Source organism: Arthrobacter sp. 260, from assembly GCF_013116745.1.
Taxonomy (GTDB): domain Bacteria; phylum Actinomycetota; class Actinomycetes; order Actinomycetales; family Micrococcaceae; genus Arthrobacter_D.
In genome coordinates this window covers 285,831-308,639 of record NZ_JABFOE010000003.1, presented here as the reverse complement: position 1 = coordinate 308,639, position 22,809 = coordinate 285,831, and the positions used below count along the sequence as shown (strand labels likewise).

23 protein-coding genes are annotated in these 22,809 nt (G+C 64.6%); 2 read left to right on the top strand and 21 right to left on the bottom strand.

Going from position 1 to position 22,809, the window contains the following annotated elements:
- Positions 1 to 71: 71 nt before the first annotated feature.
- Positions 72 to 1,148 carry a DNA integrity scanning diadenylate cyclase DisA gene (disA, locus tag HMI57_RS05800; protein WP_171584979.1) on the top strand — a complete coding sequence of 359 codons (1,077 nt, stop codon included), beginning with the start codon at positions 72 to 74 and terminating at the stop codon, positions 1,146 to 1,148.
- A 50-nt stretch (positions 1,149 to 1,198) separates the two neighbouring features.
- Here disA and HMI57_RS05795 read toward each other — a convergent pair whose 3' ends face one another.
- Positions 1,199 to 1,915, bottom strand: coding sequence for a hypothetical protein (locus HMI57_RS05795; RefSeq protein ID WP_216607130.1), 717 nt, complete (start codon positions 1,913 to 1,915; stop codon positions 1,199 to 1,201).
- 86 nt (positions 1,916 to 2,001) lie between these two features.
- Here HMI57_RS05795 and HMI57_RS05790 point away from each other — a divergent pair, with 86 nt between their 5' ends.
- Entirely contained in the window at positions 2,002 to 2,949 is a 948-nt protein-coding gene (locus HMI57_RS05790; protein WP_171584978.1) for an A/G-specific adenine glycosylase, read from the top strand.
- Positions 2,950 to 2,958: 9 nt separating this feature from the next.
- Here HMI57_RS05790 and dhaM read toward each other — a convergent pair whose 3' ends face one another.
- The 20 genes from dhaM to ftsH form a co-directional block, all read right to left on the bottom strand.
- Positions 2,959 to 3,702 (bottom strand): dihydroxyacetone kinase phosphoryl donor subunit DhaM, encoded by a 744-nt coding sequence (gene dhaM, locus HMI57_RS05785; RefSeq protein ID WP_171584977.1) that lies wholly within the window; start codon positions 3,700 to 3,702, stop codon positions 2,959 to 2,961.
- Positions 3,699 to 4,316, bottom strand: coding sequence for a dihydroxyacetone kinase subunit DhaL (gene dhaL / locus HMI57_RS05780; RefSeq protein WP_346655141.1), 618 nt, complete (start codon positions 4,314 to 4,316; stop codon positions 3,699 to 3,701). Before dhaL ends, dhaM begins: the two co-directional genes overlap by 4 nt.
- 41 nt (positions 4,317 to 4,357) lie before the next feature.
- Complete coding sequence (dhaK, locus tag HMI57_RS05775; RefSeq protein ID WP_171584975.1) at positions 4,358 to 5,359, bottom strand: dihydroxyacetone kinase subunit DhaK; 1,002 nt, start codon at positions 5,357 to 5,359, stop codon at positions 4,358 to 4,360.
- Positions 5,360 to 5,643: 284 nt separating this feature from the next.
- Entirely contained in the window at positions 5,644 to 5,826 is a 183-nt protein-coding gene (locus HMI57_RS05770) for a CsbD family protein (RefSeq protein WP_171584974.1), read from the bottom strand.
- An 85-nt stretch (positions 5,827 to 5,911) separates the two neighbouring features.
- Positions 5,912 to 6,460: an amino-acid N-acetyltransferase gene (locus HMI57_RS05765; RefSeq protein ID WP_171584973.1), complete on the bottom strand. Its 549-nt coding sequence runs from the start codon at positions 6,458 to 6,460 to the stop codon at positions 5,912 to 5,914.
- A 27-nt stretch (positions 6,461 to 6,487) separates the two neighbouring features.
- The gene (locus HMI57_RS05760; RefSeq protein WP_171584972.1) at positions 6,488 to 8,590 is read right to left on the bottom strand and encodes a prolyl oligopeptidase family serine peptidase; all 2,103 of its coding nucleotides are present in this window, start codon (positions 8,588 to 8,590) and stop codon (positions 6,488 to 6,490) included.
- Positions 8,591 to 8,767: 177 nt separating this feature from the next.
- Complete coding sequence (locus HMI57_RS05755; protein ID WP_171584971.1) at positions 8,768 to 11,275, bottom strand: ATP-dependent Clp protease ATP-binding subunit; 2,508 nt, start codon at positions 11,273 to 11,275, stop codon at positions 8,768 to 8,770.
- Between the two features lie 131 nt (positions 11,276 to 11,406).
- Entirely contained in the window at positions 11,407 to 11,727 is a 321-nt protein-coding gene (locus HMI57_RS05750; RefSeq protein ID WP_171584970.1) for an Lsr2 family protein, read from the bottom strand.
- A 131-nt stretch (positions 11,728 to 11,858) separates the two neighbouring features.
- Positions 11,859 to 12,053 carry a hypothetical protein gene (locus HMI57_RS05745; RefSeq protein ID WP_171584969.1) on the bottom strand — a complete coding sequence of 65 codons (195 nt, stop codon included), beginning with the start codon at positions 12,051 to 12,053 and terminating at the stop codon, positions 11,859 to 11,861.
- Complete coding sequence (gene lysS / locus HMI57_RS05740; protein WP_171585038.1) at positions 12,046 to 13,509, bottom strand: lysine--tRNA ligase; 1,464 nt, start codon at positions 13,507 to 13,509, stop codon at positions 12,046 to 12,048. Before lysS ends, HMI57_RS05745 begins: the two co-directional genes overlap by 8 nt.
- Positions 13,510 to 13,652: 143 nt before the next feature.
- On the bottom strand, positions 13,653 to 14,570 hold the full coding sequence (panC, locus tag HMI57_RS05735; RefSeq protein WP_228720937.1) for a pantoate--beta-alanine ligase: 918 nt from the start codon (positions 14,568 to 14,570) through the stop codon (positions 13,653 to 13,655).
- A complete protein-coding gene (locus HMI57_RS05730) occupies positions 14,563 to 15,477 on the bottom strand; it encodes a DUF2520 domain-containing protein (RefSeq protein ID WP_171584968.1) in 915 nt (304 codons plus the stop codon). The genes panC and HMI57_RS05730 overlap by 8 nt, the downstream gene beginning before the upstream one ends.
- Positions 15,464 to 17,116, bottom strand: a complete 1,653-nt coding sequence (locus tag HMI57_RS05725; RefSeq protein ID WP_171584967.1) for a PH domain-containing protein — start codon at positions 17,114 to 17,116, stop codon at positions 15,464 to 15,466. The genes HMI57_RS05730 and HMI57_RS05725 overlap by 14 nt, the downstream gene beginning before the upstream one ends.
- The gene (locus tag HMI57_RS05720) at positions 17,113 to 17,628 is read right to left on the bottom strand and encodes a PH domain-containing protein (RefSeq protein WP_171584966.1); all 516 of its coding nucleotides are present in this window, start codon (positions 17,626 to 17,628) and stop codon (positions 17,113 to 17,115) included. The genes HMI57_RS05725 and HMI57_RS05720 overlap by 4 nt, the downstream gene beginning before the upstream one ends.
- Positions 17,621 to 18,118, bottom strand: a complete 498-nt coding sequence (locus HMI57_RS05715; protein ID WP_171584965.1) for a DUF3180 domain-containing protein — start codon at positions 18,116 to 18,118, stop codon at positions 17,621 to 17,623. Before HMI57_RS05715 ends, HMI57_RS05720 begins: the two co-directional genes overlap by 8 nt.
- The gene (gene folK / locus HMI57_RS05710; protein WP_171584964.1) at positions 18,106 to 18,618 is read right to left on the bottom strand and encodes a 2-amino-4-hydroxy-6-hydroxymethyldihydropteridine diphosphokinase; all 513 of its coding nucleotides are present in this window, start codon (positions 18,616 to 18,618) and stop codon (positions 18,106 to 18,108) included. The genes HMI57_RS05715 and folK overlap by 13 nt, the downstream gene beginning before the upstream one ends.
- Positions 18,615 to 19,004 (bottom strand): dihydroneopterin aldolase, encoded by a 390-nt coding sequence (gene folB, locus HMI57_RS05705; protein ID WP_171584963.1) that lies wholly within the window; start codon positions 19,002 to 19,004, stop codon positions 18,615 to 18,617. The genes folK and folB overlap by 4 nt, the downstream gene beginning before the upstream one ends.
- Positions 19,005 to 19,015: 11 nt before the next feature.
- Positions 19,016 to 19,921, bottom strand: a complete 906-nt coding sequence (gene folP, locus HMI57_RS05700) for a dihydropteroate synthase (RefSeq protein WP_171584962.1) — start codon at positions 19,919 to 19,921, stop codon at positions 19,016 to 19,018.
- A gap of 12 nt (positions 19,922 to 19,933) precedes the next feature.
- A complete protein-coding gene (gene folE / locus HMI57_RS05695; RefSeq protein WP_171584961.1) occupies positions 19,934 to 20,551 on the bottom strand; it encodes a GTP cyclohydrolase I FolE in 618 nt (205 codons plus the stop codon).
- Positions 20,552 to 20,586: 35 nt separating this feature from the next.
- Positions 20,587 to 22,659, bottom strand: coding sequence for an ATP-dependent zinc metalloprotease FtsH (gene ftsH / locus HMI57_RS05690; RefSeq protein ID WP_171584960.1), 2,073 nt, complete (start codon positions 22,657 to 22,659; stop codon positions 20,587 to 20,589).
- Positions 22,660 to 22,809: the final 150 nt, after the last annotated feature.

The window sequence follows — 22,809 nt, the reverse complement described above, 5'->3', positions numbered from 1 at the left end:
GGTGCCTGCGCGGCAGGGCCTTGCACATCCGGATTCCGGCTGGCAAAGCCGGTAGCCGGAAGGAAGTGGCAATGGTTCGCAGCCCAGAGGACGCGTTGAAGGCCACCCTGGCGCGCGTTGCGCCCGGCACCGCACTGCGGGATGGACTGGAGCGCATCCTTCGTGGACGCACCGGGGCACTGATTGTGCTCGGTTTTGACCGCACGGTGGACTCGATCTGTTCCGGCGGGTTCGACATTGGGATCACCTTCTCCCCCACCAGGCTGCGGGAGCTCGCGAAGATGGACGGTGCGATCGTTTGCGACAAGGATGCGAGCAATATCCTGCGGGCCGCCGTGCAGCTGGTCCCGGATCACACCATCGACACCCAGGAGTCGGGGACACGGCACCGGACCGCTGAGCGGGTGGCGATCCAGACCGGACTCCCGGTGATCTCCGTCAGCCAGTCTATGCAGATCATCGCCCTGTACATCAACGGCCTCCGGCACGTGCTGGAAGGCTCCGAGCCGGTCCTGGCACGAGCCAACCAAGCCCTCGCCACACTCGAGCGTTACCGTGCCCGTCTGGACCAGGTCACCGGGTCCCTATCGGCGCTGGAGATCGAGGCAATGGTCACGGTGCGCGATGTGGCTGTGACACTGCAGCGTCAGGAAATGGTCAGGCGGATCTCAGAAGAAATCTCGCAGTATGTGCTGGAGCTCGGGGTCGACGGCCGGTTGCTGACCCTGCAGGTTGAAGAGCTGACCACCGGGTTGGGTCCGGGCAGTGAACTGGTGCTGAGGGACTACCTGGACCTCGAGGTGCCGACCCTCGTCGTGGAGGAGCAGCTCGCCAAGCTGCAGGCGTTCAGCTCCACAGAATTGATCGATCTGGGCACCATCGCGAGCGTTGTCGGATTCAACCCGTCGATCGACTCACTCGACGCGGTAGTCCAGCCCAAGGGTTTCCGTCTGGTCTCAGGCATCAAGGCGGTTCCGCCCGCCGTCGCCAACCGGCTGGTTGACCATTTCGGGGGCCTGCAGAACCTGATGGCCGCGAACATTGATGACCTGATGGCAGTGGACGGTATCGGCGAGCAGCGGGCACGCACTGTCCGCGAGGGGCTATCGCGGATCGCCGAGACGAGCCTGCTCGACCGCTTTATGTAGTTGGCCGGTCCGTCAACGCCGCCGGTTCTCGTGAAGGCGACGCGCGGACGCTACTGCAGTTCGAATGTTGAAACCTCGCTGGTCCGGCCCCCCAGGGACACCGTCAGGTCATAGGAACCCGGGGCCGGTGTCGCTTCGACCGTCTCGCAGCCCGGTACGCTGCGGATCCGTTCCCAAGTGAAGTTCGCTTCCTCCGAACCGCCCGCCGGGATCTCGCGGATGAGATCCTCTGCTCCCTCCTGGCAATCCACTGAGGAGAAGATCCTGTCGTCTCCGCTGGTGATCAGGAACTCCATCTGTGAAGTGCCCACATTGACCGGGCAGGCCTCATCCCCAGTGTTGGAAACCGTCAGCGTAAGCACGGGGTTCTGCTCCGGCTCGTAAGCCTGGGCATCGGTGGAGGCAGCGACCTCCACTTCGGCGTCCGCGCAGGCGCCCTCGGTCGGGGAGGGCGAAGCCGATGGCTCTTCGGTCGGCCCCGCAGTCTCGGCGGGCTCGGTCGACTCGGTCACCTCAGAAGTAGGGCTCGCGGGTGCAGAGGACGGCGCGACTGTGGGGGCGGATGACGCGTCGTCGTTCTGGGCGCCGCCGATCAGTCCGGCAATCACGATTCCGGCCCAGACCAGGGCCCCCACCACCAGGAGGGCGAGGATCAGCACGGCAACTCTTCGCCGACGATAGACCCGGCGGCTGACCCGCGGCGTGCCGGAGGGCCGGGGTGCGCCGTCCTGCGGCCCGCCCCGCGAAGTACCCCCCTGCGAATCCATGCCTTAAGGCTAGGGACCCGGGCACCGGATACCTGTCACACCACGCCGGTCAGTACAGTATTGATGGTCAACTATCAGGAGGGTCAATGGATCCGGTGTCACCTGCGCGGCTGCATCAGCGCATCATCGAGTGGTTCGATGCCGAGGCCCGGGACCTACCGTGGCGCGGGCCCACCCGCACCCCGTGGGCAGTGATGGTCAGTGAGTTCATGCTGCAGCAAACCCCGGTGGTACGGGTGCTGCCGGTGTTCACCGCGTGGATGTCCCTGTGGCCCACCCCTGCTGACCTGTCGGTTGCGGGCCCAGGGGAGGCAGTACGGAACTGGGGCAGGCTGGGATATCCACGCCGCGCCCTGCGGCTGCATCGAGCCGCCCACGCGATCGTTGAGCACCATCGCGGGGAGGTTCCCGACACCTATGGCGAGCTGCTCAAGCTACCCGGGGTTGGCACCTACACCGCTGCGGCGATCGCGGCATTCGCCTTCGGGAAGCGGGAGACAGTGGTGGACACCAACATCCGCAGGGTCCACGCCCGCCTGGTCGGCGGCGATGCGTTACCCGCGCCAGCCCTCACAGCCGCCGAGATGCGGCGTGCCGCTGGGCTGATGCCCGACGACGACGCCCGTTCCGTGCGCTGGAACGCTGCGGTGATGGAGCTTGGTGCGCTGGTGTGCACCGCCCGGTCCCCGAAATGCGGGCAGTGCCCAGTGCTTGAGAGCTGCGCGTGGGTGGCAGCTGGCCGCCCGGAACCGCTGTATGTGCCCAAGGGCCAGGGGTGGGCGGGGACCGACCGCCAGGTGAGGGGGGCGATGATGGGCGTGCTCCGGGACGCGACCGGCCCGGTGGTCCGGGAGCTGCTCGTCGCTGAGCCAGTGGACCTGACCCCCGATGGCGGGAACGGCCCCGCTGTATCGCCATTGATGAAACTGCACCGGCTTAACGCGCCCACGGACCAGCTTGAACGGTCACTGACCGGTCTGGTGAAGGACGGCCTGGCGCGTGAAACTCCTGAGGGGATCGCGCTCCCCCGCTGACGTCTGTGCTTACCCGGCGGCCAGCTCCCCGAATCCGCTGGTAACTTCGCTGCCAATCTGGTCGATCGCTTTCTGGGCATCCGGACCGGCGGCAGACGCCGTGAGGACCTTGCCCTGACCCAGCCCCAGGCTCATCAGGAGCATCACCGACTTTGCGTCGACGCCGTTCACACTTACCTCAGCATCCAGTTCGCTCATCATTCGGGCGAGGGTGGCAGCGGGCCGGGCGTGCAGCCCCATCGGATTCGGCAGTTCCCACGACCCTTCAACCGGTTCGCCGCCCGGTGCGGGGCCTTCCTGCACCTCTCCAGGAGCAGCGGCGGCGTGGCTGACGAAAGGTTCAAGGGCAACCGGATCCAGGGCCACGACTGCTGCCTCGGCGGCTCGGACCACCTGGTCGGCATCGGCACCGGTCTGCGCTTCGACGGCCGCGGCGACCGCCCCCTCGACCAAGGCGGCGCGGGCCAACCGCACCCTGCCCCGTTGGTCACTGTCCAGAAACTCCAGGGCCATCTCAGCGGTCATCACGGCTGAGCCCAGGTCAGTCAGCACCACCACCCCTGCGCCGCTGTCCGCGGCTGAAATCGCTGTCAGGACCTTCTCGAAACTGGTGCCGATCCGCGGCGCCCCTCCCGCGTCCTCGACCCCGCCGGCGGGCACCAGCTCGACGTCGGCCGCCATCTGCCGGGAAAGGTCACAGACCCCCTCGGCGATCTTCGAGCTGTGGGAGACGATGACCAGGCCCACGTTCACGGCTGACCTCCGGCAGCATCGACTGCTGCCTGCAGGATCAGCCCGGTGGAGACGGCGCCGGGATCGAGGTGCCCGGCACTGCGTTCGGCGAGGTAGCTCGCCCGTCCTTTCCGGGCAATCAGTGGCTCGGTGGCGGTCGCCCCGGCGTTGGCGGCGTTCGCCGCGGCCGCAAGCACCTCAACCACTGACGCTCCCGCCATCGCCGCCGTGCCCGCCGCCTCCACGGCAGGAGTCCACGCATCAACCATCGTCTTGTCACCCGGCTCAGCCTTCCCTCGGGCTACCACCCCGTCCCGGGCTGCGGTCAACAACCCGACAACATCGTCGGGGCCAATCCGCTCGGTATCTCCCAGCGAGGTGGCGGCCCGCAGGAACGCCGTCCCGTACAGCGGGCCGGCGGCTCCTCCGACCGAGGACATCAGGGTCATCGCGGCGATTTTCAGCAGCGCGGCCGGGGTGCCTGAATCAGCCCCGTCCAGCTTCGCCAGGACAGCCGAAAAACCACGGTCCAGGTTTTCCCCGTGATCGGCGTCGCCGATCGCACGGTCCAGGTCGATGAGTTCCTGGCGGTGTTCGCCGATCACCCGCGCACTTTCCCGCAGCCAATCCGCCACCCATGCCGACGTGAGGGTGGCAGCAGATTCTTCGGCCACCCCTAAACCCCCCAGCGGAGTGCGGCGGTCCGGACCGGGGAGTCCCATAGTTGGACCATCTCGTCGTCCAGGCGCAGCACGCTGATCGAGGCGCCCTGCATTTCCAGCGCCGTGATGTAGTTGCCCACCAGTGAGCGTTCGACGACGATCCCGCGTTCCTCCAGCAACTGGCGGGCCCGGCGGTAGACGATGTACAGCTCGCTGGCCGGAGTGCCGCCCATCCCGTTGACGAACAACAGGACGCGCTCACCGCTGCCCACCCCGAGGTCTGAAAGAATCGGCTCCATCAGCCGATCAGTGATCCCGTCGGCAGGCTCCATCGCGATCCGGTGCCGGCCCGGTTCCCCGTGGATGCCAATACCGATCTCAATCTCCTCGTCGGTGAGCTCGAAGCTTGGCCGGCCGGCATGCGGGACGGTGCAGGCCGCCAGCGCGACGCCCATTGACCTGACATTGTCGATGACCCGCTGGGCCACCTCAGCCACGGCGTCAAGGGTGTCGCCTCGCTCCGCTGCGCCACCGGCGATTCGCTCGACCAGGACCGTCCCCCCAACACCACGACGGCCCGCGGTGTACAGCGAATCCTCGACGGCGACGTCGTCGTTCACCAGGACCGACCGGACAGTGATTCCCTCTGCCTCGGCCAGCTCCGCTGCCGTCTCGAAATTGAGGACATCCCCGGTGTAGTTCTTGACGATATGCAGCACACCCGCGCCACCATCGACTGCAGTGGTGGCGGGGAGGATTTGGTCGGGTGTCGGGGAGGTGAACATGGCGCCCGGCACTGCGGCGTCGAGCATTCCCATCCCTACGTACCCGGCGTGCAGGGGTTCATGACCACTGCCGCCACCCGAGACCAGCCCTACCTTCCCTTGGCGGGGCGCGTCACGACGCGTGATGAACAGGGGATCCGAGTGAATACTCACCAAGTCTGCGTGCGCAGCCCCGAATCCTTCCACTGACTCGGTGACCACCTGTTTAGGGTCGTTGATTAGCTTTTTCATGACGGCTCCTCGGTGAACGGACATGCAATTCTCTTGGGTGGACGGGCCCGCCGGACCTGCTGGGCTTGACTGAACCCTACCCTCAGCCCAACTACTTGCCTATAGGGGTAACTACTGGTTTAGCTCCGGTGCAGGTACTGGTTTATGGGGGCCTCTACCCGGCCGTTTAACTGACTGTGGGAGGGGCCCCGGGCTGAAACAGCCCGGCCCCTCCCACAGCGAGAATCCTCGATTTGGCTTCCGCTGACTATCGACAGTCTTGCGGATACCGGCGCGGACCAGAACTAGCGGTTGTCACCCTTGAAAGCGTCCTTGATGTTCTCGCCAGCGTTCTTGATGTCGCCCGAGGCCTGGTCCTTGTGACCGTCAGCTTCCATCTTTTCGTTGCCGGTGAGCTTGCCAACACCTTCTTTGATCTTGCCGCCCAGCTTCTCGCCGGTGTTTGCTGCCTTGTCGTCTGCACCCATAGTGTGACCTACTTTCGCTCGGTTGGAACCCGGTTTCGGGACCCGCTTTTCGCATCGTCATAGATGCCAAGCCCCCTTAGCTTATCTATCCCCCGGCCGGGATGCCACCTTTACCGCCAGCTAACCCCCCGAGCTGACGGATCATCCGGGTATTGCCAAGTGTGTTTGGTTTGACTCTGGCCAGGTCGAGGAACTCCGCCACGCCTTCGTCGTGGGAGCGGAGTAGCTCCGAATAGACTGCCGGGTCCACAGCTGATTGATCCGCCATCACCTGGAATCCCCGGCGTTGGAAGAACTTCACCTCGAACGTCAGGCAGAAGACACGTTCGACTCCGAGGTCGCGGGCGTCGTCGAGCAGCCGCTCCACCAACGCGGTGCCAATGCCGCGGCCCTGCGCGGCACGCGACGTGGCGAGGGTACGGATCTCCGCCAGGTCCTCCCACATCACGTGCAGGGCGCCGCAGCCGAGGACGCCGTCGTCGTCCTCGGCAATGCGGAACTCCTGCAGACCCTCGTAGTAGGCGACCGTCTCCTTGGCCATCAGCACCCGGTTGTCGGCCAACGGCGCCACCAGCGCCTTGATTGCAGGGACATCGGACGTACGGGCGGGCCGGATCCTGAAGGAAGAATTCACTAGGGAAGTCTAGCGGCGCTGGCGCCGCTAGAGGCCGAGCTCGCGCGGAAGCTGTGGGTCCCTGCCCAGCAGGTGGTGCGCCAGGAAGTGCTCAACAACCCCGTACCAGACCTTCGCGTGCTGCGGTTTGAGGATCCAGTGGTTCTCGTCGGGGAAGTACAGGAACCGGTGCTCGGTCCTGCCTTCCTCGTCGACCGCCAACTGGGATTTGGACAGCAGTTCGTACCAGAGCCGCAGGCCCTCCCCAATGGGGACCCGGTAGTCCTTGTCGCCGTGAATCACGAGCATCGGGGTGGCAATGCGGTCGACGTGGTGGTGGGGTGAGTTCTCCGACGCCATCTTCGGCGTCATTTCCTTTTCCCAGTAGTACGACGCGTCAGTGGTCGGCCCGAACTGGTCAAGCGCCCACAGGCTCGCGTGCGTGACGATCGCGGTGAACCTGTCGGTGTGCCCGGCGATCCAGTTAGCCATGTAGCCGCCGAAGGATCCACCCATCGCCGCGGTGCGTGTCTCGTCGATGTCAGGGCGGGATACGACGTCGTCGGTGGCGGTCATCAGGTCGGTGTAGGGCGCCTTGCCCCACTGGCCCCAGCCCCGGTCGATCATGTGTTGCCCGTACCCGGTCGACAGGGCGGGGTCGGGGAGGAGCACGGCGTAGCCCTGGGCTGCGAGCAGCCACGGGGACCAGCGCCAGGTCCAGGCGTTCCAGGAACCGAGCGGGCCGCCGTGGATCCAGAGCAGCAGCGGCGCTGGCTTGGATGCACTGGCGTCGGTCGGGAGGACCAGCCAGGATCCGATCCTCTGGCCGTCCTCGGCAGTCGTCTCCACCCGTTCCAACCGCCCCGGGAGTGCTGGCCGCTCCACTGGTCCGGTCAGTGCCACTACCGTCGAGTCGGACAGGTCAATCCTGACGACCTCGGCGGGGAACTCGTAGGAGCTGCGCAGCGCATAGGCTGTACCCCCGTCGGGCGATAGGACCACGTTGGTGTAGGAAGCACTGTCCTGGGTCACCCGGGTCACCTCCCCGGAAGCGACAGCGATCCTGAACACGGGTGACGCGCCCTCCTCGTCCGCGGTGGCGAGCAACGCGCTGCCGTCCGGCAGCCAGGCCGCAGGAGATGGCCAACGGTCCCAGTCGGTGGCGAGTTCGGTGAGCTCGCCGCCCGCAACGGGAAGCAGGCCGAGAGTCTGCTGCGCGGACACGCTGGCAGTGGTCCGCCGGGCGCGGTGAACCACCAGGGTGGTCCCGTCCGGGCTGACCGGCCCAGGCGAAAAGTCATAGCCTGGGTCGTCGAGAATGATGGTTCGTTCGCCCGTCTGGACCTCGATGCGCGCCAGGACGCTGCGGAGGCCACCGAGTCCCGTCGGGACGCTCAGGGAGGTTATCACCACCGACCCGTCAGGGCTGATCACCTGCTGGGCGTTGCGGAGCGCCTGGCCCGCCCCGGTCGTGAGATCGCGGAGCTCGGCCTGCGTGCCCGCCTCGACGGTTGAGGGAAGGACCGCATCCGAACCGTCACTTTCGAGCGCGAAATAGCGTGGCTCGGCTGGTCCCAGGTCGGCGTCCCAGTAGCGGACCGGGTAGCCGGAGTGCAGGATTGCTGCCACCGAGGCGTCCTTGCGAACGGTCCGCCGTTCGCCGTCGTCGGCCTCGTCGGTCGAACCGGCGAGAACATCGGCGATGACGACTGCATTCTCGGCGTTCTGGGGGGTCAGAATGCCGCTGACCCCTCCGGGGCGGGAGAGCACCACCCGCGCCTCGCCACCGGCCGCGGGGAGCCGCCACAGCGAGTTGGAGGGATCCTTGCCCGTGTCCGGGCCATTGCTGTCCGGGTCGGGCCGCGTGGAGGTGAACAGGAGGTCTCCGCTGGCAAGGAATGCTGCCCCCGATTCGCCTTTGCTGCTCCGGGTCAGGCGCGTGGCAGGCTTTTCACCCGTCGGGTCGAGCTGCCACAGTGCCGTCTTGTATTCGGTCGCCTTCTGGTTCAGCGTCGCCACGGTCGTCACCAGTCGAGAGCCGTCGGGTGAGAGCACCAACCCTCCCAGCCGGGGAATCGCGATGAAGTGATCCAGGTCGTGGAAGGGGGTCTCGGGCAAAGCGGTGGTGTTCGGAGCCGATTCGGAAGTCATGACCTATCTGTATCACCGCATGTGGCGTGGTTCACAGGAACTTCTCTGAGAGAGTAATCGGTTGCTTCAGGCCACAAGCCTGTCTAACCAGTGGCGGTCCCACAAACGAAAAGGCCCCTGGCCGGCACTTTCGTGCCGGCCAGGGGCCTACAACGTGTCCCAAGGGACTGACTGAACCTACTCGGGGACTGTGGCCTCAATCGCTGCCGGAGCGTCCTCAAGCTCCTTCGGAGCCCCGTGGCCGATGAAGGTGAAGCGTGCTTCGTCTCCCTCGCCCTCAACATCAACCGAAACCAGTTCGCCGGACTTGAGTTCTCCAAAGAGAATCTTCTCGGAAAGCTGGTCCTCGATCTCGCGCTGGATGGTGCGGCGCAGCGGCCGGGCACCCATCGATGGGTCGTACCCACGGGTAGCCAGCAGTACCTTCGCCGCGGGTGTCAGCTCGATGCTCATACCCTTGTCCGCCATCCGCTTGCCCAACCGCTCCAGGAACAGGTCGACGATCTCAACGATCTCGTCCTGCGTGAGCTGTGGGAACACCACCGTGTCGTCAACACGGTTGAGGAACTCGGGGCGGAAGTGCTGCTTGAGCTCCTCGGTCACCTTCGCCTTCATCCGGTTGTAGGTGGTGGTGGTGTCGGTGCCGGACTGGAAACCGGTCATGACGCCCTTGGAAATGTCCCGGGTACCCAGGTTGGTGGTCATGATGATGACTGTGTTCTTGAAGTCCACCACCCGGCCCTGGCTATCGGTCAACCGGCCATCTTCCAGAATCTGGAGCAGCGAGTTGAACAGATCGGCGTGGGCCTTTTCGACCTCGTCGAAGAGCACCACCGAGAACGGACGGCGCCGCACCTTTTCGGTAAGCTGTCCACCCTCTTCGTAGCCGACGTATCCCGGAGGGGCACCGAAGAGGCGTGACACCGTGTGCTTTTCCGAGTACTCGGACATGTCAAGGGTGATCAGAGCATCTTCGTCGCCGAACAGGAATTCAGCTAGAGCCTTGGCCAGCTCGGTCTTGCCGACACCCGTGGGGCCAGCGAAGATGAACGAACCGCCCGGCCGCTTCGGATCCTTCAGGCCAGCACGTGTCCGACGGATTGCCTGCGAGATGGCCCTGATGGCGTCATTCTGGCCGACCACTCGCTTGTGCAGCTCATCTTCCATCTTGAGCAGCCGTGAAGATTCCTCTTCCGTGAGCTTGAAGACGGGGATGCCGGTGGAGTTCGCCAGCACCTCGGCAATGAGTTCCTCGTCCACCTCGGCAATGTCGTCGAGGCCGCCGGACTTCCACCGGCGCTCCTTCTCCATCCGCTCATCGTGGAGTTTCTGCTCCTTGTCGCGCAGCGAGGCGGCTCCTTCGAAGTCCTGCGCATCGATCGCCGACTCCTTCTCGCGCTTCACGTCGGCGATCCGCTCGTCGATCTCCTTCAGCTCCGGCGGTGCGGTCATCCGACGGATGCGCAGCCGTGCACCGGCCTCGTCAATCAAGTCGATTGCCTTGTCCGGCAGGAACCGGTCCGAGATGTACCGTTCGGCCAGGGTAGCGGCCGAGGACAGTGCCTCGTCAGTGATCGATACGCGGTGGTGTGCCTCGTAGCGGTCCCGCAGACCCTTCAGGATCTCGATGGTGTGAGCCACTGACGGTTCCTGTACCTGGATAGGCTGGAAGCGCCGTTCAAGGGCAGCATCCTTCTCGATGTGCTTACGGTACTCGTCGAGAGTGGTGGCACCGATGGTCTGCAGTTCCCCGCGGGCTAGCATCGGCTTCAGGATCGACGCGGCGTCGATGGCTCCCTCGGCGGCTCCTGCCCCGACGAGGGTGTGGATCTCGTCAATGAACAGGATGATGTCTCCACGGGTGCGGATCTCCTTGAGTACCTTCTTCAGGCGCTCCTCGAAATCTCCGCGGTACCGGGAGCCTGCGACAAGCGAACCGAGGTCAAGCGTGTAAAGCTGCTTGTCCTTGATGGTCTCGGGTACGTCTCCGCGGACGATTGCCTGGGCGAGTCCCTCGACCACTGCCGTCTTGCCGACACCGGGCTCACCAATCAGGACAGGGTTGTTCTTGGTGCGGCGCGACAGCACCTGCATGACGCGTTCCATTTCCAGGGCGCGCCCGATGACCGGGTCGAGTTTGCCCTCGCGGGCTGCCTGGGTGAGGTTACGCCCGAACTGGTCGAGGACAACCGATCCAGCCGGCGTTCCTTCCTGCTGCTGGCCGCCGACGGAAGCCGGCTCCTTGCCCTGGTAACCGGAGAGCAGCTGGATGACCTGCTGCCGGACACGGTTCAGGTCAGCGCCAAGCTTGACCAGCACCTGGGCTGCCACACCCTCACCCTCGCGGATGAGGCCGAGCAGGATGTGCTCGGTGCCAATGTAGTTGTGGCCGAGCTGCAGGGCTTCGCGCAGGGAAAGCTCGAGGACCTTCTTGGCACGTGGGGTGAACGGGATATGGCCGGACGGAGCCTGCTGGCCCTGGCCGATGATCTCCTGGACCTGTTCACGGACGGCGCCGAGGGAGATGCTGAGGGACTCCAGCGCCTTTGCGGCGACGCCTTCTCCCTCATGGATGAGACCGAGCAGGATGTGCTCGGTGCCGATGTAATTGTGGTTGAGCATGCGGGCCTCTTCTTGGGCCAGCACAACAACACGACGGGCGCGGTCGGTAAATCTCTCAAACATGGGGCACACTCCTAGCTAACGCGTAATTCGATGCTACGTGCCCTGCACGGGCTTTTGGAGCGTGTTCGCCACAGGCGAGATATCACACCCACCTGAGGCTGCGCCCCTAAGGGACGCAGCCTGGTGACTCTTTAGCGTTGCGCGGCGCGGTACGCTTCGACGATTTCGCTGTTGACACGGCCTCGAGCCGAGACGTTGTAACCGTTGGCGCGTGCCCATTCACGAACCTGGGCTGCCTCCTGGTTTCGACCGGGCGTAGCTACGCGCGCCTTTACCTGGCTGCTTCGACGGGCGCCGGAGACGTAATTACTCAATGCGCCGCGAAGTTCTTTCGCGTGTGATTTTGAAAGATCAATTTCATACTGCACGCCATCAAGTCCAAAACGTACAGTTTCATCCGCTTCTCCACCGTCGAGGTCATCGATCAGGAGGATCTTTACTTTTTGTGCCACGGGTTGCTCCTGCGTTTTTTGTGGTGAATTGTTATGTCCACCTAATTATGTGCCTGTCGCACACTAATCGTCAAAGCACAGGACAAAGAAGACGTTTACAAACTTTTGTCGGAATACGTGCAGAACTGCAGTCACCGGGACGGTTCGGGCCGGTCCTCATCAGCGGGTGCAGCGTTTCCCTCAAGCTGTGCCTGCGCCTGCTGTTCATCAGCCCTGGCCATTGCCTCGCGTTCGGTGCGATCTGCGTTGAAAATTGAACGCATGACAAAGTAAAAGATCAGTCCTACCGCTATCGACGGCAGCAATACTGCGACATACTCAAGCACGACTATCTCCAACCGGTTTCAGAATGGGAAAGAGGATGGTCTCCCGAATACCCGCATTGGTGAAGAGCATCACCAGGCGGTCGATGCCCAGACCGATTCCACCCATGGGCGGAGCCCCGTACTCCAGCGCCCGCAGGAAGTCCTCGTCGAGCTGCATCGCCTCATCGTCACCGGCTGCTGCCTGACGCGACTGTTCGACCAGACGTTCGCGTTGAATGACCGGATCGATCAGCTCCGAGAATGCTGTCCCTCGTTCCATGCCGCCAATGATCAGGTCCCACGCCTCAATGAGGTGGGGATCCTTTCGGTGGGGCCGGGCGAGGGGCTGGGCCGAGGGCGGGTAATCATAGACGAAGGTCGGCTGGATCAGAGTCGGTTCCACCAATTCCGAGAACAATTCAAGGACCAGCTTCTCGCTGTCCCATTCCGGCGCAACCGGAACCTCGTTCTTTTCAGCAATAGCCCGCAACTGATCACTCGTGGTGGCTGGCGTGATTTCCTGCCCCACCACCTCCGAAAGGCCCGGGTACACCCCGAGCCACCGCCATTCGCCGTCGAGGTCAATGGTTCCGGCCTCGGTTTCAATGGTCCGCGAGCCAAGAAGGTCGGCACAATTCAGAATGATTTCCCTCATCCGCTCGGCCATTCCAAACTGATCGGTGTACGCCTCGTAGCACTCCAGCATGGTAAATTCCGGGCTGTGCGTTGAGTCAACGCCCTCATTCCGGAAAATACGACCGATCTCATAGACCCGATCTATTCCTCCTACGACTGCCCGCTTCAAATACAGCTCAAGCGCGATGCGGAGCGTCATTTTTTGGTCAAAGGCGTTCAGGTGGGTTTCAAACGGTCGTGCAGCAGCGCCACCATGCACCAACTGGAGTATTGGTGTTTCCACTTCAATATATTCAAGCGAGTGCAATGTTTCCCTGATTGAGCGCACGATCGCTGCGCGCGTGCGCACCATCTCTCGGGCTTCTTCACGCACCATGAGGTCGACATAGCGCTGCCTGACCCGGGTCTCTTCGTTGACCCCCGCGTGCAGGGTCGGCAGCGGGCGGAGTGCTTTCGACGCCATCGACCACCCGTCGGCCATGACCGACAGTTCTCCCCGCTTGGAACTGATCACCTCGCCATGAATCGTGACGTGGTCGCCGAGGTCCACCAGCGCTTTCCAGTCGGCGAGGGACTGTTCCCCGATTTCGGCCAGGCTGAGCATGGCCTGCAGGCGGGAACCATTTCCCTCCTGAAGGGTGGCGAAGCAGAGCTTTCCGGTGTTGCGAACGAACACGACCCGCCCCACCACCGAGACAATCTCACCAGTGGTTTCCTCGGCTGCCAGATGACCGAACTCGGCACGCAGCTGTGCCAGGGAATGCGTACGCTCCGGCTTGACCGGGTAGGCCTCTTCGCCGCGTTCGATCAGGCGTTCACGCTTCTGGATGCGGATGCGCATCTGTTCGGTGGTCTCGTCGGCGTTGCCCACGCCATCATTCAGGACGGAGTCTACTGCGGTGCTGGAATTATCTGTGGTCACGATATATAAGGGTACCGGCTAGGTTCCGCCGCACGCATTTGGTGGGCGCCCGGCGACAGTGCTTACTGCCCCAGGGGGGCGTTGTCGATCAGCCGTACCGAACCAACCCTGGCTGCGATCAGGGCAAGCGCCTCCCCGGTGAAGGGCGTATCCCTGCAGTTGAATGCCAGCGGTTCAAGAGTCGCTGGGTCGACTACCTCAAAATAGTCCAGGCTGACCTTTGGCTGGCTAGTGACCAACGCCACGGCCGAGTCGACATCCAACGGCTCGTTGCGAGCTGCCCTGTCGACGAGGAGTTTCAGGGCGCGGGACAACACCAGGGCGGCGTCTTCCTCATCCGCTTCCAGGAACCGGTTCCGGCTGGAAAGGGCCAATCCGGCGGAGGTCCTGACAGTGGGGACCGCAATGATCTCGGCGGGGTAATCCAGGTCGTTGACCATCCGTCGGATGAGTGCCAGCTGCTGAGCGTCCTTCTGGCCGAAGTAGCATCGGTAGCCTGCCTCGACTCCCGGGGCGACACGGTGCAATAACTTCGCGACCACCGTGAGCATTCCATCGAAGTGTCCCGGTCGGGCTGCTCCCTCGAACTTTTGCCCCAGCTCTCCGGAGCTCACCGTGACGAGTGGGGGGCCGGCCGGGTACATCTCCTCCTCGGAGGGAGCGAACACCAGGTCGACACCGCAGCCGGCCAGCAGCTCAAGGTCCTGGTCCAGTTGCCGCGGGTAGCGCTGAAGGTCTGACGGCTCGCCAAACTGCAGTGGGTTCACGAAGATCGAGGCGACCACCACCTCGTTGTCCCGCCGGGCAGCCCGCGCCAGCGCCGCGTGGCCCTCGTGGAGTGCGCCCATCGTGGGGACAAACCCGAGGCTTCGCCGTCCGCCGGCCTCGTTGGTCACCGGGTGCCCGAGGAGAAGTTCGGCGGTGGCCAACCTCAGGTCAGCGGAGGTCTTCACCACCCGGGGCATTACCGTTTCACGCATCAGGTTCCTCCTGGCCCTGGGCGAGCGTCCGGGAGATGGCGCTTCCCTGTGCCTGGCTGAGAAGCCCGCGGTCGACGGCGCGTTGCGCCGTGGCAATGGCCAGCGAGCGGTAGGCGGCGCGGATGTCGGCCGCCGGCTGGTTTCCAAGCGCTGAGAGGTGGGCTTCAACTGTTCCCGTGTCTCCCCGGGCCACCGGTCCGGTGAGGGCACCCTCCCCCGCAGACAGCGCATTTTCCAGAGACGCTCTCATGAGGGGACCAAGCATCCGGTGGGGCTGCTCGACCCCGATGTCGGTGAGGAGCTGCGTCGATTGGGCGGTGATCGTGACCAGGTGGTTCGAGGCGTGCGCCAACGCCGCGTGATAGAGCGGCCGGTGGGCCTCGTCGATCACCACTGGTTCGGCGCCCATCTCCACCACCAGCGCCTGCGCAACGGGAAGCACCGCTGACGGCGCCGAAATGCCGAAACTGCAGTCGGGGAGTCGCGCAAGATCGAGACTCATACCGGTGAAGGTCATGGCGGGATGCAGGGCAAGCGGGATGGCACCCAACCGGCTGGCTGGCTCAAGTACCGAGATACCGAACCGACCGGAGGTGTGGGCGACGAGCTGCCCCGGCTGCCACGCCCCCAGCTTGGCGAGGCCGTCCACCAGGTCGGGCAAGGCGTCGTCGGGCACGGCGATCAGTACCAGCTCGGATCGTTCAACGATTTCTGGGATGGACAGCACGGGCACGCCGGGCAACAGCATCTCTGCGCGTTCCAGGCTTGCCTCGGAGACGGCGGAGACGCCGATCACTGCGTGTTCGGCGGCGCGGAGCGCGGCCCCGAGGACCGCCCCCACCTTGCCGGCACCGACGATGCCGACTCCGAGCCGGCCTGGGCGTCGGCTGCCACTAGCGTTGGCCATCAGGGGTGTCTCCTAGGTGGTCCGTCGGAGCTCGTTGAGCTTCCTCCGGGTGAGGATCGTGAGCTTCTATCGGGTGGGGTTCGTGAGCTTCCCCGCGGTGATTATCAGGGGCTTCCCGGGAGTCGCGGTCCGAATATGACGGCACGGGTGGCATGAGCGTTGCCGCAGCCACCTCCACGGGCCTCATCCATTGCTCTGGCGCGCTCCGTCGGCGGGCCTCGGCGGCCCGGACGCCCTGTTCGTGGAAGAGCCGCCAGGCAGTGTGCTGATCAACCTGCTGGATCCGTGGGCTGACCGGACCGGGCGTGGTGTGGAGCAGGAGGTCGGCAACCCCGAAACGCCGGTACACCGGACCCTGATGCAGGGCCAGGGACTGGGTGCGTTCGTGCGGCACCACAGCGAGTTTTCGCCAGAAAAACCCGGAGCGGATCAAGAGCGCCGTATCGGTGACGGCGAATCCGTTGCGCCGCCACTCGAATGGCCCGATCCATCGGGCCCGCCGCGGGGTGGTCAGGAATCCGGCGATGCTGTCCCTGCCTTCCATCCCGGCGGTGAACACCTCGATCGGCTCGCTGGTGCCAGGATTTGGGAGCACCAGGGCAAGGAGTTGCAGGACGTCCTCGCGGGTTCCAACCGGGAGCAGCGTGGCCCGTGCCTGGGCGTCACCCGTGGCGGCAATACCGTACCCCGCCACATTGACGGTCATCCGATACCAGCCCTTGGTACGCCAGAGGGGTGACTGGCTGATTCCCACGGCCTGAATCCGCCCGGGCGGGACGGTCTGGGTCCGGGTATCGAGCAGGCCGTAGCGGACCCGGATGCCGTCCGGGGAGATGGCCGCCCGGAAGTTGAAACCGTTCTTGATGCTGCTCCAGTAGCCACCCGCAACACCGAGGGCCAGGGGGATGATGACAGCTAGCGGGGCCGCCGCGTCGAGGGTGACGGCGAACACCACCACGGCCGCCACACCGAAGATGAGGAAAATGGTTGTCCCGGAAAGCAGGGTTGAGGCGATTACCCTGCCCGGCTGGAGCGCCAGCACTTCCCGCTCCGGCGCCTCCTGGATGTCCTCCGGATTTTCGGGGTCGATGCTGACCCCCGCCGCACGGGCCAGGATGGTTGCACGAAGACGTTGGGCGTCACTGAGTTTCAGGAAGGCCAGTTTGACCGCGGACTCTCCGGCGTCGGCCACTTCGAACTTCAGTTCTGCCAGTCCGAAGACCCTCGCGAGGAACGGCTGGACGACGTCGATCGCCTGCACCCTGTCCAGCCGCGCCTGCCGGTTCTGGCGGAACAGCACCCCCGAATTGACCCTCACATGGTGTTCGGTCACCTGGTATCGGGTGAAGTACCAGGACAGCATGAAGCCCACTGCCACCAGCACCACCACGCCGGCGATGATGGCGATCGTCCAGGGGAGCCGGACCCCGCCGTCGGACAGGCCGGGTGACTCTTCACCGATCAGGACGCCTTCAAAGAGGTCCCGCCCGGCGAAGAATGCGATGGCCAGCAGGGCAATCCACCCGCGGACCAGTGGGGAAATAACGTGAACGCGGCTCCATTGGTCCTCTGACGTTGCCAGGAGGGTGGGGTCCGGGGCGACGGGGCCGTCCGGTGGCGCCTGATCGTGGGTGGTCACAGTCCGGCCAGCTTCGCCTCACCGCGGGCAGACAGTTGCTCCCTGAGGCGTGCACCCTCGTCGCCCGGCAGTCCCGGGATGGAGGCGTTGGTGCCGGGGGAAGCGGTGTGCAGCTTCAGGCTGCACAGACCGAAGGCCCGGTCGATCGGACCCACCGCAACGTCGACGTACTGCATCCGGCCGTAGGGCACCACCATGGTGCGCTGGTAGAAGACACCGGTGCGGATCAGAAGATCCTCGTTGCGTTCCGCGTAGCCGATCGCGCGGACCTGTCGGGGAATGAGGATTCCGCGCCACACACAAATCACCAGGGTAATGATCGGCAGTGCCCAGGCAACCCACAGTGGCGGGAAACCCCACCAGACGTCGGTGAGGACCAGGACCAGGGGGATGCTGAAGATTGCGAGGTTGATGACCGTGCCAACCACCCAGCCGAGCAACCGGACGGTCAGGTACTTCGGCGAGACCCGCTTCCAGACGAGCCCATCCGGGTCAATTGGTTCCTTACGCATACTCCCCCTCGTCGTTCCGGCTACCGTTACGGTCGAGACCGTCCGCTCCGTCATCGGGCGGTAGCCGGCAGAATCCCTGCACCACCAGACCGACAACGATCATCACGATACCGCTCACAGCCAGCACGATGGTCCCCCACAGCGACCCGGTGACGCCACGCACTGCCACCAGTGACAGTTGGTCCACCAGGATGCCCAGGTGCCACCCCGTGTTCAGCGCTCCCGCGTAGGCGGTCGCCTGCGCGAGAACGACTGTGCGGGCGGCGAGGATCGGGTTGAGGGCGCGGTCGCGTCGGCCGTTGCGCCAGCGCAGCACCCGGAACCCGAAGATCAGGGTCACGGTGAGGATAGCCGCGACCGTCAGCAGTGAACTCAGGTGCAGTGTCGGTGCCGGGAAACCATTGCGGTTGGCCCACCAGTTGACCAGCCACCCGGCGATGGCCGCGACCACACCGAAGCCGGCCAGCCAGCTGAACTTTACGGTGCCCACGGCGTATCGGCCCCCTCATAGGGTCGGATTCCTGCGAGGTCGGCGGTACTGCCAACCAGTTCGGTTACCAGGCGTCCTCCAAGCCTCGCAGTGGAGTCCATCCAGGCCCACGGTTGCAGGACGAAGGCACGCTCGGCCGCCCGGGGGTGAGGAAGGGTGAGGACCTCGTCGTCGGAAGTCTGGTCGCCGTACGTGATGATGTCCACGTCGAGCGTCCGTGGGCCCCACCGGACGTCCCTGGTCCGGTGGTGTAGGTTCTCGACGGCCTGGCAGTGGGCAAGAAACTCGTAGGGGCCAAGGTCGGTTTCCACCTCGATCACCATGTTGAGGTAGTCGGGCTGCTCCGGCCCGCCAACCGCGGTGGACCGGACCACCGGTGAGACTTCACGCAACCTGACCCGCGGGTTGTCCACCAGGTCCGCGACGGCGAGGGACAGGGTGCCGTGGCTGTCGCCGAGGTTGCTGCCCAGTGCCAGTACCGACCGCACCCTGCCGGTCACAACGATCCCTGACCGATCCGTGTGCGGACAATCGAGACTGAGACATCCCCGAAGGTGACCGGGATGGGTGCCTGGGGCTTGTGAACAGTTACCTGGACCGTTTCGGCCGGGAATCCGGCGAGCAGGCCGGCTGCGATTCTCTCAGCCAGCGCTTCGATGAGGTTCAACGGTTCGCTGGTAATCGCGGCGACCACCTGCTCGGCCACGTCTCCGTAATGGGCGGTGGCTTCCAGGTTGTCGGTCGTTCCGGCTGAACGGAGGTCCAGGTGCAGGACGACGTCGACGACGAAGGGCTGGCCCTCCCGTCGCTCGGAATCGAAGACGCCATGGAAACCGACAGCGGTGATGCCGGTGATCGTGATGGTGTCCTGCTGGACCGTTGTCATGGGGACCTCGCCTAGTCGGTCCACGCTGCGGAAACCTTGACGGCATCCAGGTTGGGGCCGACGTCGTGCACGCGGACCCCCCACGCACCGGCGGCTGCCGCGAGGGCCGAGACGGCAACGGTCGCCGAGTCGCGTTCCTGGGGGGCTGCGGCTTTCCCTGCTGAGGTGAGCAGGGTGCCGAGGAAGCGTTTGCGTGACGCTCCGATCAGGACCCGGTGGCCCAGCGCGGTGAACCGGTCGACGGCGCGCAGGATCGCCCAGTTGTGATCCTCGTTCTTGGCGAAGCCCAGGCCGGGGTCGAGGATAATCAGTCCGGGATCGACTCCCGCCTCGACGAAGGCATCCCGGACCTTCATCAGTTCGGCGATGACCTCGTCCACCACCTCCCCATACTGGGCGAGTGAGCCCATGGTCGCGGCGGTGCCCCGGCGGTGCAGCAGCACGTAGGGGACGTTGCGTTCAGCGATCAGAGCGGGCATGGCCGGGTCATAGTCCAGCCCTGACACGTCGTTGACCAGGGCGGCCCCGGCGTCCAGCGCCTTGGCTGCGGTCGAGGCGTGCATGGTGTCCACGCTGATGAGTGCTCCCGCCTTCACCAGTGCTGCGACCACCGGCAAGATGCGCTGTTGCTCCTCGTCGGGGCTCGTCTGATCGGCGTTGGGTCGGGTTGATTCGCCGCCCACGTCGATGATGTCGGCGCCCGCGTAGTGCATCCGGAGACCCTCGGCGATGGCGTCGTCGGTGCTGGCGAAACGGCCGCCGTCGCTGAAGGAGTCGGGGGTAACGTTCAGGACCCCCATCACCAGGGAGCGGTCGGAGGGGAGGTCGTCGAAGGTTTTCGCTACCTTCGCGACCCGCAGGACGGGGAGGGGAGAGGTGGCGGGCCCGGTTCCCGGTGCCGCTGCAAGTGAATCCATCGGTGTGTGGTCCTATCTTCCGAGTATCAGGCTCATAGCTTCGGCGCGGGTGGCGGGGTCCCGCACCTGGCCGCGGACTGCTGACGTGACGGTCTTGGCGCCGGGTTTACGCACGCCACGCATGGACATGCACATGTGTTCGCACTCCACCACCACAATCGCACCCTTCGGTTGCAGGTGCGTCATGAGGGCCTCGACAATCTGCGTGGTGAGCCGCTCCTGCACCTGGGGGCGCCGGGCGAACACCTCCACCAGACGAGCGAGCTTGCTCAGCCCAGTGACCCTGCCCTCAGCCGAGGGGATATACCCTATGTGGGCTGACCCGTGGAAGGGCACGAGGTGGTGTTCGCAGGTCGAATAGAACGGGATGTCCTTGACCAGGACCAGTTCCTCATGGTCGATCTCGAAAGTGGTGGAAAGGACCTCTGCCGGATCCTGGTGCAGCCCGGCGAAGAACTCCGCATAGGCTTTCGCCACCCGCTTCGGGGTTTCCACCAGGCCGTCGCGGTCGGGGTCTTCGCCGATGGCGGCGAGGATCTCGCGCACCGCCCGCTGGATTCTCGGTTGGTCCACCGGCGAGCCAGCCGCTGCGAGTGCCGCGGAGAACACTTCATCGTCAAAATCTGTCACTGAAGTAATCCTACGCGGTGCCATAGGACCGCCCGTTAGGGGCGAGGTCCGTCGGCGTCCGTCCCACCGGTCGACGCGTCGCCGGTCTCAGGTGTTGGCAACTCGGATCCGTGGACGTCGAAGTCGCCAACAAGTCGGGCATCGGCGATCTGGTCCTGCGGTGCCACCGTCTCAGGGGCTGGTTCACCGGCTTCGCTTGCTTCCTGGCGCTCCTTCTTCGACACGACGGGAGGCAGCGCATGCACTGGGCGGGAATCCTTGGACAGCCACACGTCGCGAATATCCCGCTTGCGGATCTCGGTGAAGACCTCGGCGATCTCCGCCTGGTTGAGGGTCTCCCGTTCCAGCAACTCCAGCGCGACCCGGTCCAGCACGTCCCTGTTCTCGGTCAGGATCTCGTAGGCCTCGTCATGGGCGTTGTCGATCAGGCGGCGAATCTCCTCGTCGACGATGTAGGCGATGTGGTCCGAGTAGTTCCGTTCATGGCCCATGTCCCTGCCGAGGAAAGGCTCGCCTCCGCCCTGGCCCAACTTCACCGAGCCGATCCGCTCGCTCATTCCGTACTCGGTCACCATCTTCCGGGCGGTGGAGGTGGCCTTCTCGATGTCGTTCGACGCCCCGGTCGACGGGTCGTGGAATACGATCTCCTCTGCAACCCGTCCACCCATCGCGTACGCCAACTGGTCCAGCAGTTCGTTGCGGGTCACCGAGTACTTGTCGTCGCTGGGCAACACCATGGTGTAACCCAGTGCCCGTCCACGCGGCAGGATGGTCACCTTGGTGACGGGCGACGTATTGCGTAGGGCAGCGGCTACCAGTGCGTGTCCGCCTTCGTGATAGGCGGTGATTTTGCGTTCCAGTTCCTTCATCACCCGGCTGCGCTTTTGCGGACCCGCGATGACCCGGTCAATCGACTCGTCAAGGGCCCGGTCATCGATCAGCTGCGCGTTGGAGCGTGCGGTCAAGAGGGCGGCCTCGTTGAGAACGTTCGCCAGGTCGGCGCCCGTGAACCCGGGGGTCTTCTTGGCGACGGACCTCAGGTCCACTCCGGGCGCCATCGGCTTGCCCTTGGAGTGCACCGTCAGGATGTGCTCGCGGCCCAGCATGTCCGGTGCCTCGACGCCGATCTGCCGGTCGAACCTGCCGGGACGCAGCAGCGCCGGGTCCAGGACGTCGGGCCGGTTGGTGGCGGCAATCAGGATCACATTCGAGGTGGCGTCGAAGCCGTCCATTTCGACGAGGAGCTGGTTCAGTGTCTGCTCGCGTTCGTCGTTGCCGCCGCCGACGCCTGCGCCACGATGGCGGCCCACGGCGTCGATCTCGTCGACGAAGATGATCGCCGGGGAGTTGGCTTTGGCCTGTTCAAACAGGTCTCGGACGCGGGAAGCACCCACCCCGACAAACATTTCGACGAAGTCGGAACCGGAGATGGAGTAGAACGGCACTCCTGCCTCGCCGGCCACGGCCCGGGCCAGGAGGGTTTTACCGGTTCCCGGTGGGCCGTACAGGAGGACGCCCTTCGGGATCTTCGCGCCGAGCGCCTGGAATTTTGCGGGTTCCTGCAGGAATTCCTTGATCTCGTGCAGTTCCTCGACCGCTTCATCGGCGCCGGCGACGTCATTGAAGGTGACCTGCGGCATGTCTTTGGACACGAGTTTCGCCTTGGACTTGCCGAACTGCATCACCTTTGACCCGCCACCCTGCATCCGGGAAAGCAGGAACCAGAAAATGGCACCGATGATCAGCAACGGCAGCATCAGGCCGAGGAAGCTGGTGAACCAGTTGCTTTCGGCGGGCTGGTCGGTGAAGCCGTCAACGTCGGAGGCGTTGATGGCCGCGACCACGTCTTCGGCCCGGGCAGTGCTAAAGAAGAACTGGACGCTCCGGCCCATGTCCTCGTAGTCCTCGCGCAGGGTGAGGTCGACCCGCTGGTCGCCGTCGTAAATCTTCGCCTGTTCCACCTGGTTGTCATTCAGGAGGTCGAGGCCCACGTTGGTATCCACCCGTGAACTGCTGGTGCTGAACAGGTTGGGCAGAATGATCAGCAACGCCACGACGGCGAGCACGATCCAAAAGATGGGCCCCTTGAAAAGGTTCTTAAATTTCATTCGTCTCAGGGCTGCAAGACCCTGTCCCTCCTGCTAACAAGCAAATACTGCGGTGCTCGAATACTGCCGTGCTCAGTCACTGCGGTGTCACGCGGACGGCGCAACAAAAGCTAGACAAAGCTTTACACTGTCTGCACTCAACCACGCACC